Here is a 13,619-nt window from a genome sequence, read left to right as displayed (position 1 = left end):
CAGCAACTTTGGAAGTCTTCGGGAAAACTCGTAAATTTTCTGAAAAAACTCAGTTTGACCGCAGCTCGCGCCGCAGGATCTTGCCCACGTTGGTCTTGGGCAGCTCGTCGCGGAACTCGATATAGCGTGGCCGTTTGTAGCCCGTCAACTGCTCCTGGCAGTAGCGCATGACCCGGTCTTCCGTCAGCGAGGGGTCGCTGCGCACCACATAGACCTTGATCGATTCGCCCTGCTGATCGTCCTTGACGCCCACGGCTGCGCATTCGAGCACGCCGGGGCACATGGAGATGACGTTCTCCAGCTCGTTTGGATAGACGTTGAAGCCGCTGACCACCATCATGTCCTTTTTGCGGTCGATGATGCGGGTGTATCCCTCGTCGTCCAGCACACCGATATCGCCGGTGCGCATATAGCCGTCGGCCGTGAAGGCCTTGGCGGTCTCTGCAGGCTGGTTGTAGTAACTGTGCATGACGTTGGGGCCCTTGATGCAGAGCTCTCCCGCCTGGCCGTTTGGCAGGTCGTGGCCTTCATCGTCCTTGATGGCGATCGAGATGCCGGGCAGAGGCAGGCCTATGGTGCCGGTGAACTCCTTGTTGGTCACGGGATTGTTCGTGCCTATGGCGCAGGTCTCGCTCATGCCCCAGCCTTCGATCATGGCGCAGCCCGTGGTCTGCTGCCACTGACGCGCCGTGCCTTCGGACGCCGCCATGCCGCCGGCCTGGGAGATGAACAACTGCGAGAAATCGAGCTGGCGGAACTCCGGGTTGTTGAGCAGCGCATTGAACAAGGTGTTCACGGCTGGCAGCACATGGAAGGGCCGCTTCCTGAGCACCTTCACAAATTTCGGGATATCGCGCGGGTTGGGAATCAGACTCAGGCTGCCGCCCAGTCGCATGGCGAACAGGCTCACGGTGAGCGCGAAGATGTGATAGAGCGGCAAGGCCGCCACGATATGGGTTTCATTGGCCTTGACCCTGCCTTCCAGCGCTGGGGTGAACCAGGTATGGGCCTGCAGCGTGGCGGCGACGATATTGCGATGGGTCAGTACAGCCCCCTTGGACAGGCCTGTGGTGCCGCCCGTGTATTGCAGAAAGGCAATCGAGTCCAGCGTGGCCGTGCTGGGGATGAGCTTGCGTCCTGCGCCCTCGGTCAGCGCCTTGCTGAACTGGGTGACCTGGCGCTGCTGGCTGCCGGCGCCTGAATCCGAGCCAAGGGGCAGGTCAAAGGCCGGCACCATCTTGGCCAGATGGCGCACGGCAAAGGTGATCCAGCTGCCGTACAGGCCGCCGAGCAGATCGCCCATGCTGGTCAGGCAGATATGGCGGATATGGCTGCGCTCCAGCACCTGGGCCAGGGTGTGGGCAAAGTTCTCCAGGATGATGATGGCCGTGGCGCCCGAGTCCTTGAGCTGATGCTCGAGCTCGCGCGCGGTGTAGAGCGGGTTGACGTTGACGCAGGTAAAGCCTGCTCGCAGCACGCCGGCCATGCTGACGGCGAACTGCGGCACATTGGGCAGCATGATGGCCACGCGCGCTCCTGGCTCCAGACCCAGACTCTGCAGCCAGGCCCCCATCTGTGCGGATAGCCTGTCCAGCTCGGCATAGCTCATCCAGCGGTCCATGCAGACCGAAAACGGCCGCTCTGCATGCTGGCTGAAGGCTTCTTCGAGCAGGTGCACCAGCGAGCGGTACTGTTCGGGCTGCACATCGTGCGGCACATTGGGCGGATAGTTCTTGAACCAGGGAGCGGCAGCGTCCATAGAAGAGGTACCTTGCAGAAGCCGCTCGTCGTCCAGGGAAGAGGGCGGCGGGTTGAACAAAGAAGGCCAGCGTGCAAAACCTGCGCTGCGGCTGATTCTGCGGATGCGGTCTGTCAGGGTCTACGGGGGCTTGTCCTAGGCGTGGAGCGGCATGCTTGCTACGCTGGGTCCGAGAACGCAAACACGTTCTGAGGAGGAGCAGCTTTGAATACCTGGTTCTGGCGCTGTGTGGTGATGGGAAGCTGGCTGGCGCTGTTGCTCTGGTGCAGCTATTGGTGGCCGCGCTCAGTGGCTGTGGCATTGCTGGGCGCGGGGCTGATTGCGAGCGGAGCCGGGCTGCAGCTGGGCACGCAGATGCTGATGATGCGTGCGGTGCTGCGCGGTCGTGGATTGCCGCTGCCGCCTGCCATGGTCGCGTTGCGGGCCTGGTTTGCCGAGTGGCGCTGGGCCTGGCGGCTGTTCGGCTGGCAGATTCCTTTTGGCGAGCATGCAGAGCCCGATGGAGTGCCTGTGGATCGCGAGGGCAAGCAGGTGCAAGGGCAGGTGGGCGTGCTACTGGTGCATGGCTATTTCTGCAACCGTGGCGTGTGGACCGTGTGGCTGCGCAGGCTCAAGGCACGCGGTATTCCCTGCATGGCCGTGACGCTGGAGCCGGCTCATGGCAGTCCAGTCGATGCCATGGTGGACGATCTCGACAGATGCGTGAAAGCCATGGTCCAGCAAACCGGCCGTGCCCCTCTTCTGGTTGCGCACAGCATGGGCGGTCTGGTGGTGCGGGCCTGGCTCAATCGGCTCGATGCTGATGAGCGTGCGCGCCATGCGGCCCATGTGGTCACCGTGGCCACGCCGCATGGCGGAGCCTGGCTGGCGCGGTTTGCGCAGCGCCTGCCGGCCGTGGATATGCGCGAAGGCAGCGACTGGCTGCAGCGGCTGGGGCCGCCGCCCCAGGATGTGTCATTCAGCTGCTGGTGCAGCAGCAGCGACAACATCGTCTTCCCCCCCGACCTTGCGATCTTGCCGAATGCGCAGTGTCATCAGGTCGACGATGCAGCGCATATGCAGCTGCTGTTCGATCCTCGGGTCTGGCAGCACTGCCTGCAGTTGCAGACGCAATTGCAGAGCGGGCATCAGGCAGCCGAGGTGGGCGCCTCCGCAGCCGACGCCGGGGCACGGGCCTGCGGGTCCTGAATCAGGTGGATGTCGGTGGCGGAAACCAGAGCGATCTGCTGCTCGGCGCAGCGCTGCAGCAGGCCGAACAGCAGGTCGCTGCGCGTGCTGTAGACATTGCGCGAACTGGAGACATGGCCGAAGCTGGTGATGTTGACCACGCTGCCATTGATGGAGTCCACATACATTGAAGGAGCAGGGGTGCTCAGCACGGCCTCATGCTCGGCATAAAGGCCCAGCAGCACCTCGCGCAGCTTGACGATATCGGTGTTCAGCGGCACCGAGAACGCGATCGAGATGCGGCCCAGCGCGCCATCCATGGTCAGGTTCTGCACGGACTTGGTGATGAACTCCGAGTTGGGCACGATGACGGTGGATTTGTCATCGGTCTGAATCTCGGTGGCGCGCACGCTGATGCGGCGGATGTCGCCGACCTGATCGCCGATACGCACGCGGTCGCCCAGCTTCACGGGGCGCTCGGCCAGCAGAATCAGGCCCGAGACAAAGTTCTGCGTGATGGCCTGCAGACCGAAGCCGATGCCGACGGACAAGGCGCTGGCCAGCAGCGCCACTTTTTCAAAGCCTATGCCCAGGGCCGCCAGCGTCCACAGGCCGGACAGCAAAATGCCCATATAGCGGGCCACGGTGCTGATGGAGTTGCGTGCGCCTATATCCAGCTCGGTCTTGGGCAGATAGGTTTCCACCAGCCAGTGCTGCAGGGCGCCAAACACGGTCAGGCCTGCAACCAGCACCAGCAGGCCGCGCAAGATCGTCATGGGGCGCAGGAAGGAGTCGCCCACAGGCAGACCGTTGGTCAGCGTATCGGCCAGCACGATCAGGCTGCTGGAGTTGCCAAAGGGCGCGATCAGCGCCATCAGCCCCAGCAGCAACAGACAGACACGCGTGAGAGCCGACAACAGCACGCCGACCTGCTCCAGGCGCGAGGGCTTGAGCCCCGTGCCGGCAGCGAAGCCCTGGCCGATACGGCTCTCGCTGGAGCACAGCCAGGTAAAGAGGTCGTCGGCAAACTTCATCAGCAGCGAGGTGGCCAGAACCACCACAGTGATCCAGACCATTTGCGTGGCTGCGAATACCGAGAAGTTCAGATAACCGATCAGCGCTGCGATGAGCGCGGCCAGCACCGTCAGATGCCCGCCCAGCCAGGCCAGCATCAGCCAGCGACTGGTTGCCGCAGGCCGGTAATCGTCACCATGATGAGCGGCCTTCTCGCGCTCGGCCAGTTGCTGGCGCTTGCGTTGCTTGTTGATGACCATCAGCACCGACATGATGAGCAAGGCATAGACGAGCGCAATCAGTCCGTCCAGGGCCACGCTGCTGACGGCGCTGGTGCGTGCGGCAATGTCCACCGCGTTGAGCATCATGGAGAACCAGGTCAGACCGGCGGCTCCCCAGGCAAAGCGTGTGAGCGCAGGGGCGGCGATGTCGTCGATGTTGAGCAGTCGCCAGGTCGGACGCTTGGGCACCAGCAGGCAGGCGCTGACGGAGAGGAAGAAGGCGGCGACAAATGAGGATTGAATCCAAGCATCGGCCACGGTCTGCAGGCGCGGTGCAATCGCGTCTATGGAGCGCAGGCTCTCGATGAATATCAGACTGGCCAGGCCGGGCAGGGCCGTACCCACTACCAGCATCCAGACAGCCAGACCTGTGCGGCGCAGCCGTCCGTTGGGTGCGCGTTCGGAGGCCGCAAATTTGCGGCCTGCATAGCGCAGGCCGATGCGCAGCGGAAACATCACAAACAGCGCCAGGGCAATGCCGGTCAGCGTGGCCGACCAGCCATGTTCGGCAATGGCTGCCGCAAAGCTGGCCTGGCCCTGGCGTGTCAGGGCCGCAATGCGCTGCAGGTCGGTTGGCAGATGTTCGGCAAACTGCTTCCACAGCGAGGGCGACAGCGGCGATGCCACTTTGCGGGCGATCTGTGCGTTGAACTGCTGGGTGCGGATTTTCTCGATGCTGTCCGTGGTCTGTTTGGCCTCCATGGACAACAGCTTGCCGCGCTTGAGCGCGGAGTCCAGCTCGCTGTGCTGCTGCGCCAGATCCTTGCGTTGCAGGCTCAGTTCGGGGGATTCCTCGCTGCCTTCGGCCACCGGACCCAGCTGGGCAATGCGAGCGTCGATTTGCTTGAGCAGCGGCTCCAGCGCCGTGACGGCATTGTCGGCATCGCGCTTGGACTGCAGGGCTTTTTCGGACAGTGCCTGCAGCGTTTCGGATGTGTCGGCGTCATCGAGCGACTGGCGTACCTTGTCCAGGGTGTTCGATGCTTGTTGAATCTGGGCGATGGACGTGGTCTGGATATCGCCATTGGCAGGCAGCTCGGCCGCGACGGCCAGACCTATGCAAAGTTGGAGCGCTAAAAGCCAGCGCAGCAGTTGGTTGCAGCGGTAATGCATTGTGAAGAAGTGAGTGGGCGGCAGTTTGCCTCTGGCGCTCACTATAGGTGCAATGCTGCGGTCAGGGTTTCAGGGCGCAGCCAAGTCATACAGGGCTTGCAGCCTGGATATTCGGCGTCAATTGCTATTAAAAATGGAGCTTTAGGCGCTTTTGGGGAAAGGAGTAGGGCCGAATTTTCATCTAAAAATTCGGCGCGTGACCTCGCGCTTGCCAAGGCGCGTGCCGGTATACATCCGCTGACTAAATCAGCTGCTCGCCGGGCAGCAACTCCTTGGCGCCAATGGTGGGCAACTGACGCAGCTGCTCATACAGAGGTGCAAAGTCGGTATCGGCCAGGTTCAGCAGGTGGGGCATGTCGTCAATCACGAAATAGGTCTGCTGATAGGTGTCAATCTTGTAGAGCGTGCGCATGGTGCGCTCCAGCTGCAGCGGCAAACGGTGCGGCTGCGGGCTGTTGACGCTGTACTCCAGCTCGCCCACAGAGCTGAGAATGCCTGCGCCATAGGCGCGCACGCCGCCGCTCTCACGGATCAGACCGAATTCCACCGTGTACCAGTACAGGCGCGACAGCATCTCGCAGGCGCCGAGCTCGGCGGCCTTGAGGCCGCCCTGTCCGTAGGCCTGGATGAAATCGGCCATGACGGGGTTGAACAGCAGCGGCACATGGCCAAAGAGGTCGTGAAAGACGTCGGGCTCGACGATGTATTCGAACTCCTCGGGCTTGCGTATCCAGTCCGTGACCGGGAATTTGCGCTGGGCCAGCAGCGAGAAGAACGGTACCTCGGGAATCAGACCTGGAACGCCGACGATCTCCCAGCCCGTGGCCTTGAATAGTCGCTCGTTGATTTCCTCGAAGCGCGGAATGCGCTCCTTGGCGCCCAGCGACGGCAGGGCGTCGATGAAATGCTGGCTGGCGCGGCCCGGCAGCAGCGCGGATTGGCGCTCGTAGAGGCGGTGGTAGGTGTCATGCTCGGCCTCGGTATAGGCGGCATAGTCTTGCGTGCAGGTGTAGTCCGCATGGGCACGCGTGTAGTCGCCGCGTGGAGGGCGATCGGACTGGCCATAGACGACGGGGGCCGCGCCGATGCCGCCGGTCATGGCGGTGCTGTTCTGGATGCTGTTCATAAGGTACTCCCTGAGATGAGGGGTCGCGAAGGCTGCGGCCAGAGCTCGTGGCCGGGGCGCAGCAGGGAAAAGGAGAAGCGAGCCGAAAGCTGGCTCAGTGCATCTGTATCTGGGCGCGCTTGACGAGCTGTCCGTAGCGCGCATGCTCGGCCTGCACCAGGCGGGCAAAGTCCTGCAGACGCAGGTCGTCGCGCACCACGCCCATGGCGTCGAAGTACTGCTGTATATCGGGCCTTTGCAGCGTCTGGGCAAAAGTCTCCGACCAGCGCTTGGCCTGGCTGTCCGTGATGCCGGCAGTGGCAAAGATGCCGAACCAGGTAGTCAGATTCATGCCCTTGATGCTGTCGTCCAGGCTGGGCACTTCCGGCAGAGCCGGCAGCGGCGAGCGCCAGGTCACGCCAATGGCCTTGAGCCTGCCGGCCCGCAGATGAGGCAGAGCCGAGGCAATGTTGTCGAACATCAGATCGGCCGTGCCCTCGAGCAAGGCCGACAGAGCCGGTCTGGCCCCGCCAAACGGCAGGTGCTGGAGCGGAACCTGGGTCAGCGACTGGAACCACTGGCCCGCGATATGGCCGATGCTGCCGTTGCCCGCCGAGGCATAGCGCAGGGGCTGCCGGTGCTTGGACATGAAGCGCAGCAAATCCTCGGGCGTGTAGATGCGCCACTGCATGGCCAGTTCGCTGCGCATGACCAGCACATGAGGCATGCGGGCCACGAGTGTCAGCGGCTGAAAGTCGCGCAGCGGATCGTAGGGCAACTGGGGGTTGAGCCAGGGAAGGATGGCATGTGTGGCCACGGCACCCATCAGCAGCATGGGCTCGCGCGCTCCTGCTCTGGCCACCATGGCTGCACCCGTGGCGCCACCGTCGCCTGCGACATTGAGTACATTGATATTGCCCAGGGCCGTGGTTTCCTGCGTCAGCTTGCGCGCTGCCCGATCCAGCGGCCCGCCCGCCGCATAGGGAACGACCAGCGAGAGTTCGTTGCGGCTGCGGCTGGAATTCGACGGCAGGGCGCTCGCATCCCGGGCAGCATGCGCGCTGTCCGCGATCAGGGAGGTCGCCGAAGCCACCGCCAGGCTCATGGCCTGGCGGCGGGAAAGGCGCCAGGTGTCGGCAGGCGCGTCCAGCCTCGGTGCTCTGCAGTCCTCGGGGGCTGTAGCGGGGGGCTGATGGGGGCGCGACACTGGATCCTTCCGGGCGTTGAAGCTGGCTGCGCCGACTCACGTCAGGCGTGGATGCGGCAGTGCAGCATGGCGGGAAGTATAGGGACGGAAATCGGTCGCCACATGGTCCGTTTGATGGAGTGGTAACCATTGGTATCTTTTTGATGTATTGCGTAGCGCCGGAGCCCACGCCGGCCATGCTGCAAGCGAGCAGACGAGGCGGGTGAAGGCCGAGGTGGCGCATGGCAGGCTCCGTTGATCTGGCTCAGGTCTTGAGCACGCCGCGGCGCATCTGGTCGAGTTCCATGGTCTCGAACAAGGCCTTGAAATTGCCCTCGCCAAAGCCGCTATTGCCCTTGCGCTGGATGAACTCGAAGAAGATGGGACCCAGCTGGTTTTCGCTGAAGATCTGCAGCAGCAGCTCGCCGGGCTGGCCGTCCACCAGGATGTTGCGCGCCAGCAGCTCGGGAATGGGTTCCTGCAGGTCCGGGATGCGCTTGGGCAGCAGCTCGTAATAGGTCTCGCTGGTGTTCAGCAGCTTGATGCCGTTCATCTGCAGACCGTCCACGGTGTCGTAGAGATTGGTCGAGCCCAGCGCGATGTGCTGTATGCCTTCGCCGTGGTACATGTCCAGATATTCCTGAATCTGGCCGGCCTTGTCGTTGCCTTCCTCGTTGATGGGAATGCGGATCTTGCCGCAGGGGCTGGTCATGGCCTTGCTCTTGACGCCTGTGGCCTGGCCTTCGATGTCGAAGTAGCGGATCTCGCGGAAGTTGAAGATGCGCTCGTAGAACTCGGCCAGCTCGGCCATGCGGCCGCGGTAGACGTTGTTGGTCAGGTGGTCGATATAGGTCAGGCCCAGGCCCTCGGGGTGCAGATCGGCACCGGGCAGAGGCTCGAAGTCCACGTCGAAGAAGCTGATATTGCCCAGGTCACCGTCCTTGGCACCATTCTTGCCGCGCCATTTGTCGATGAAATAGATCAGCGAGTCGCCAATGCCCTTGATGGCGGGAATGCTCAGTTCGCCGGGGGCGGCCTGCTGGGCATAGCCCCAGGCACCCAGCGAGGTGGCGCGCTCATAGGCGTACTTGGCGTCGTTGACGCGGATGGCGATGGCGCAGACGCTGGGGCCGTGCAGACGCGCGAAGCGCTGGGCAAAGCTGTCGGGCTCTGCATTGATGATGAAGTTGATCTCGCCCTGGCGATACAGGGTCACGTTCTTGCGGCGGTGCTTGGCGATGGCCTGAAAGCCCATGCGCTCGAACAGCTGACCCATGGCCACGGGATCGGGGGCCGCGTATTCGACGAACTCGAAGCCGTCCGTGCCCATGGGGTTGTCCCAGGTCTGGAACTGGCTGGCGTTGCTTTGAGTCAGTGGGGCGTTCATGGCAGAGGTCTCCATCGGGTAGGGGCGCAACACATGAAGAACAGGTGTCGACGATGGATGCACTGTAGGACAGGGCGTGGACAAGCTTCATGCAAAAATGCCTTGGCTGCAAACAGATCAATGCATGAAAATTGCATAAAAAATTGATTTCATGCAATTTTAATGGTTATAAAGGGTTAACCATTAATAAAAACTGCGCTTTTTTTATAATCTGCCGCCATGAGTTCCATGCACACCATCGACAAACTGGATAAGGCAATTTTGCGCCGATTGCAGGCCAATGGCCGAGAAACTTATGACGTCATCGGGGAGCAGGTCGGCCTGTCGCCCAGCGCCGTGCTGCGCCGTGTCAAGCGGCTGGAGGAAAACGGTGTCATCGACCGCTATGTGGCTTTGGTGCAGCCCGAGACCGTGGGTCTGGGGCTGACCGCCTATATCAATGTGCGTCTGGAAAAATACACCGAAACCAGCAAGCGCAATCCCATGGATGTGTTCCGCGCCAGCGTGCAGACCTGGCCCGAGGTGGTGGAGTGCGTCTCCCTCACTGGCGAGATGGACTATCTGCTGCGGGTGGTGGTGGCAGACATGCAGCATTACAGTCGTTTCATCATGGACACGCTGCTCAAACACCCCAGTGTGCAGGATTGCAAAACCAGCTTTGTCATGGACCGGGTCAAGGTCACGACGGCCGTGCCGCTCTAAGCCTTCGTAGAGGTCCTTCATACGGACCATGACCTAGCCGGAAACAGAAGCTAAGGTGTTGAATTAGCGGAAAATCCTTACAGGATTGTTGCAATGCAACATGCGGCTTGTGAAACCTCGGGTTTTTACCTATATTTCAGGCTATGAACCTCCCCAAAGACTGGTTGACATCGCCCTGGCAGGCCGGCTCCGGCTGGCTGCGAGACATGGGCAAGTCCCATGGCGCCGAGCGTCGCTCGCCGTCCTTGGTCCCCATCCGTTCGCTGAGCCCGCGCCATCGCGACCGCATCATCAAGCATCTGCTCAAGCTGGATGCGCGTGATCGCTATCTGCGCTTTGGCTATGCGGCCAACGACGAGCAGGTGCGCCGCTATGTCGAGCAGCTCGATTTCGAGCGCGACGATATCTTCGGCATCTTCAACCGCCGCCTGGAATTGATCTCCATGGCGCATCTGGCCTTTGCCGGCCATCCCGAGCATGAGAAATGCGCGGAATTCGGCGTCTCCGTGCTCAAGAGTGCACGTGGCAAGGGGCTGGGGGCACGTCTGTTTGCACGTGCAGTGCTGCATGCGCGCAGCAAGAACGTGAGCATGATGTTCATCCATGCGCTGTCCGAGAACACGGCCATGCTCAAGATTGCGCGCAACGCGGGTGCCACGGTCAAGCGAGAGGGCTCGGAATCCGAAGCCTATCTGGAGTTGCCGCCTGCCGACTTCGAGACCCATGTCAGCGAGCTGGTGACGGAGCATCTGGGCGAGATGGACTATCAGCTCAAGAAGCAGGCCGTCAATTTCTGGGCTTTCCTGGCCGGCGTGCAGGAAGTGCGCAAGGGTGTGCAGGAAGGCCGCCATAAATCAGGCGAGTAAATCGTCTTGTGAAGCCGGCAAGGCTGCAGCCCAATAAAGACAAGCGCAAGCAGATATCAAAATAGCTTTGACTGAGTGCGCTCGGAGACCGCCGCTCATGGCTTTTGTGAGCTAGCAAGCCGTCTGTCAACACAATCCGTTATTCTTGGGGACTTGTTCGACTACCGCACGTCCTGCACTCCAAGACAGTGTCTGACCCCCATCCTGCGCGACTTCCAGAGAAGGAAGACAAGCGAAGCTTCCTGCAAAAGGTGGCTGAGTTCATCCATCCGGCACCGGAGTCTCCCGATGAACTGATCGAAACCCTGGCCGAAGCCGAAGACAACCAGGTCATCGGCACCGAGTCGCGTGTCATGCTGGAGCGCGTGATTCGCATGGCCGACATGAGCGCCGGAGAAGTCATGGTGGCCGCGCCACGCATGGATCTCATCAATATCGATGCTCCGTATGAAGAAATCCTGCACCAGGTTCTGACCACGGCGCATTCGCGCTTTCCGGTCTACCAGGGCGAGCGCGAGAACATCATTGGCATTCTCATGGCCAAGGATTTGCTCAAGCTGCAGCGCTCTCCCACCCTGAACATTCGTGCTCTGGTGCGCCCGGCCGTCTTTGTGCCCGAGAGCAAGGGCCTGAACGACTTGCTGCGTGAGTTCCGCGCCAATCGCAATCATCTGGCCGTCGTCATCGACGAGTTCGGCCGTGTGGCCGGCCTGGTGACGATTGAAGATGTGCTGGAAGAAATCGTCGGCGAGATCGAGGACGAGTTTGACATCCCCGAGGACGAGGGCGATATCTTTGCTCTGGCCGACAACAGCTACCGCGTGGCGGGCGATGCCAGCATCGAGCATGTGAGCGAGGAGTTCGAGACTTCGCTGCATGCCAGCGACCCCGATGCCGAGTTCGATACCATCGGTGGATTGATTGCCCATGAAATCGGCCATGTGCCCAAGCGCGGCGAGCAGATTCATCTGGGCGGGCTGGAGTTCACCGTGCTCCACACCAAGGGCGGCGCGGTGCGCTGGTTCAAGGTGGTGCGCGATCCTTCGCCAGACAGCTTGGTTCGCAACTGATCGCGGCCTGTGCAAATCCGGGTCAGGCCTGGTGTGATGCCGGTGGAAATACTGGTTGTGCCTCTTGGTTTGCACAAATCTTGGCGATACCTCGTATGCTTGAATTCACCCAACCGCCCGGTTGGGTGTTTTGTTAGTGCCTGCTGATTCCTATGACCACCACTGCCTCTACCGTTCAGACCGCTGCTGCCAGGCCCAAAGGCTGGATGAGCTGGCTTTTGATGCTGATTGCAGGCGGACTGCAGGCCTTCTCTCTGGCCTGGCCCTGGGCTCGCGGCCAGGGCGACGGCTGGCTGAGCTTGGCCGGAGGCTATGGCCGTCCGCTGTGGTGGCTGCAGATTCTGTCGCTGGCGGTGCTGGTTCATGCGCTGCTGGCTGCCCGTACCGCCGCTCAGGCGGCAGGCCGGGCCTGGCTGTTCGGCACGGCCTGGCTGGCGGCCACCTTCTGGTGGCTCTTCATCTCCATGCACATCTATGGCGGACTGGCGGCGCCATTGGCGGTGGCAGCCGTGTTGGCACTGGCGGGCTTTCTGGGTGGCTATTACGCCGTGGCTGCATGGTGCTTCAAGCGTTTGGCAAAGGCGCCGGATGCATTGTCAGCGCTGGTCTTTGCCGCACTATGGACGCTGGCCGAGCTGGCGCGTGGCTGGCTCTGGACCGGTTTTCCCTGGGGCGCAGGCGGCTATGCCCATGTGGAAGGCCCGCTGGCCGTGCTGCCGCGCTGGATTGGCGTCTACGGCACGGGGTTTGTGGCGGCCTGGGCTGCAGCCTGGCTGGCGCTGCTGGTCTGGCGTATGCAGACCAGGTCGGCGTTGCTGAAATTCAAGCCGGCCCTGGCATCTGCTGTGGCCCTGGGTCTGGTCTGGGGCGGGCTGTGGTGGTCGCGTGATGCCGCCATTGAAGCACCTGGTCAGCTGCCCGGCATGAGCGTAGAGCTGCTGCAGGGCAATATTCCGCAGGATGAAAAGTTTGAAATGGGTTCGGGCGTGGTGGTGGCACTGCGCTGGTATGCCCAGCAGTTGCATGACGCCAGGGCCCAGTTGGTCGTGGCACCCGAGACAGCCATTCCACTGCTGCCTCAGCAGCTTCCTGAAGGCTATCTGGACTTTGTGCGCGCACCTTTTGTCGCCAAGGAATCCAGCCGCGCGGCTCTGGTGGGCCTTCCGCTGGGCAACTGGGACAAGGGCTTCACCAATACGGTCGAAGGCTGGCTGCCGGGGCAGACTCGGGCCTATCAGTACGACAAGCACCATCTGGTGCCGTTTGGTGAGTTCATTCCGCCCATGTTCCGCTGGTTCACCGAACTCATGAATATTCCGCTGGGTGACTTCAATCGCGGCGCACTGGGCCAGCCCTCCATGAGCTGGGCGGGTGAGCGCCTGTCGCCCAATATCTGCTACGAAGACCTGTTCGGCGAAGAGCTTGCGGCCCATTTCGGCAATGCGGCGACGGCACCCACGGTGCTGGTCAATCTGAGTAATATCGGCTGGTTTGGCGACTCCGTGGCCATTGATCAGCATCTGTCCATCAGCCGCATGCGCGCGCTGGAGTTCGAGCGCCCCATGTTGCGCGCAACGAACACCGGAGCCACGGTGGTGATCGATCACAAAGGGCAAGTGGTGAAAGCACTGGCGCCTTTCGAGCGCGCGGTGCTGCAGGGCCGGGTTCAGGGGCGCGACGGGCTGACGCCTTATGCGCGCTGGGTGCATGCTCTGGGTCTGTTGCCTCTGACTCTGTTGTGCCTCGTGTTCTGCGCGCTGGCCTGGATCTCCTTGAGAAAGACCGAGGAAGGCGTAGTGTCCCGCACGGAATAAGCCACCTCGGCATCAGCGGCTGTGGCATTTGTGGCAGAGTCTTGGGCCTGAAAACGGGTATTGTGTCCCGGGTAGGGGCGTGAGCCTTGATAATCCCTGGTTGTACCGCCCGCAGTGGGCGCGCGCAGCGGGCGCGGGTCCCGTCACCCAAAATA

General features: G+C 62.0%; 10 protein-coding genes. 5 read left to right on the top strand and 5 right to left on the bottom strand.

The genetic code is table 11. The features are described 5' to 3' along the window. Positions 1-49: 49 nt before the first annotated feature. Positions 50-1,759, bottom strand: coding sequence for an AMP-binding protein (locus CSE6_RS19155; RefSeq protein ID WP_059441250.1), 1,710 nt, complete (start codon positions 1,757-1,759; stop codon positions 50-52). A gap of 204 nt (positions 1,760-1,963) precedes the next feature. Here CSE6_RS19155 and CSE6_RS19150 point away from each other — a divergent pair, with 204 nt between their 5' ends. Further along, the gene (locus CSE6_RS19150; protein WP_052052784.1) at positions 1,964-2,947 is read left to right on the top strand and encodes a triacylglycerol lipase; all 984 of its coding nucleotides are present in this window, start codon (positions 1,964-1,966) and stop codon (positions 2,945-2,947) included. Here CSE6_RS19150 and CSE6_RS19145 read toward each other — a convergent pair. The 4 genes from CSE6_RS19145 to hppD form a co-directional block, all read right to left on the bottom strand. Beyond that, positions 2,887-5,376 carry a DUF3772 domain-containing protein gene (locus CSE6_RS19145; protein ID WP_238585744.1) on the bottom strand — a complete coding sequence of 830 codons (2,490 nt, stop codon included), beginning with the start codon at positions 5,374-5,376 and terminating at the stop codon, positions 2,887-2,889. The two genes, CSE6_RS19150 and CSE6_RS19145, sit on opposite strands and share 61 nt — an antisense overlap. 199 nt (positions 5,377-5,575) lie before the next feature. Next, entirely contained in the window at positions 5,576-6,460 is an 885-nt protein-coding gene (gene phhA / locus CSE6_RS19140; RefSeq protein WP_059441249.1) for a phenylalanine 4-monooxygenase, read from the bottom strand. 94 nt (positions 6,461-6,554) lie between these two features. Next, positions 6,555-7,589 (bottom strand): tripartite tricarboxylate transporter substrate binding protein, encoded by a 1,035-nt coding sequence (locus CSE6_RS19135; RefSeq protein ID WP_059441280.1) that lies wholly within the window; start codon positions 7,587-7,589, stop codon positions 6,555-6,557. A 301-nt stretch (positions 7,590-7,890) separates the two neighbouring features. Further along, positions 7,891-9,012 (bottom strand): 4-hydroxyphenylpyruvate dioxygenase, encoded by a 1,122-nt coding sequence (gene hppD, locus CSE6_RS19130; protein WP_012839929.1) that lies wholly within the window; start codon positions 9,010-9,012, stop codon positions 7,891-7,893. A 219-nt stretch (positions 9,013-9,231) separates the two neighbouring features. Here hppD and CSE6_RS19125 point away from each other — a divergent pair, with 219 nt between their 5' ends. From CSE6_RS19125 to lnt, 4 genes are all read left to right on the top strand, one after another. After that, positions 9,232-9,714: an Lrp/AsnC family transcriptional regulator gene (locus CSE6_RS19125; protein WP_034354614.1), complete on the top strand. Its 483-nt coding sequence runs from the start codon at positions 9,232-9,234 to the stop codon at positions 9,712-9,714. Positions 9,715-9,857: 143 nt separating this feature from the next. Further along, complete coding sequence (locus CSE6_RS19120; protein ID WP_034354611.1) at positions 9,858-10,580, top strand: GNAT family N-acetyltransferase; 723 nt, start codon at positions 9,858-9,860, stop codon at positions 10,578-10,580. A 188-nt stretch (positions 10,581-10,768) separates the two neighbouring features. After that, the gene (locus CSE6_RS19115; RefSeq protein ID WP_003068015.1) at positions 10,769-11,650 is read left to right on the top strand and encodes an HlyC/CorC family transporter; all 882 of its coding nucleotides are present in this window, start codon (positions 10,769-10,771) and stop codon (positions 11,648-11,650) included. A gap of 152 nt (positions 11,651-11,802) precedes the next feature. Continuing rightward, positions 11,803-13,464 (top strand): apolipoprotein N-acyltransferase, encoded by a 1,662-nt coding sequence (lnt, locus tag CSE6_RS19110; RefSeq protein ID WP_034377203.1) that lies wholly within the window; start codon positions 11,803-11,805, stop codon positions 13,462-13,464. Positions 13,465-13,619: the final 155 nt, after the last annotated feature.

The sequence above is a fragment of the Comamonas sp. E6 genome, assembly GCF_001010305.1.
GTDB lineage: Bacteria > Pseudomonadota > Gammaproteobacteria > Burkholderiales > Burkholderiaceae_C > Comamonas > Comamonas thiooxydans.
This window is presented reverse-complemented; position numbering and strand designations above follow the sequence as displayed.

Bases quoted from the DNA above. Each gene is read 5' to 3' on its own strand.
- CSE6_RS19155 (WP_059441250.1), bottom strand. From the start codon at position 1,759: ATGGACGCTGCCGCTCCCTGGTTCAAGAACTATCCGCCCAATGTGCCG.
- phhA (WP_059441249.1), bottom strand. From the start codon at position 6,460: ATGAACAGCATCCAGAACAGCACCGCCATGACCGGCGGCATCGGCGCG.
- hppD (WP_012839929.1), bottom strand. From the start codon at position 9,012: ATGAACGCCCCACTGACTCAAAGCAACGCCAGCCAGTTCCAGACCTGG.
- CSE6_RS19125 (WP_034354614.1), top strand. From the start codon at position 9,232: ATGAGTTCCATGCACACCATCGACAAACTGGATAAGGCAATTTTGCGC.
- CSE6_RS19120 (WP_034354611.1), top strand. From the start codon at position 9,858: ATGAACCTCCCCAAAGACTGGTTGACATCGCCCTGGCAGGCCGGCTCC.
- lnt (WP_034377203.1), top strand. From the start codon at position 11,803: ATGACCACCACTGCCTCTACCGTTCAGACCGCTGCTGCCAGGCCCAAA.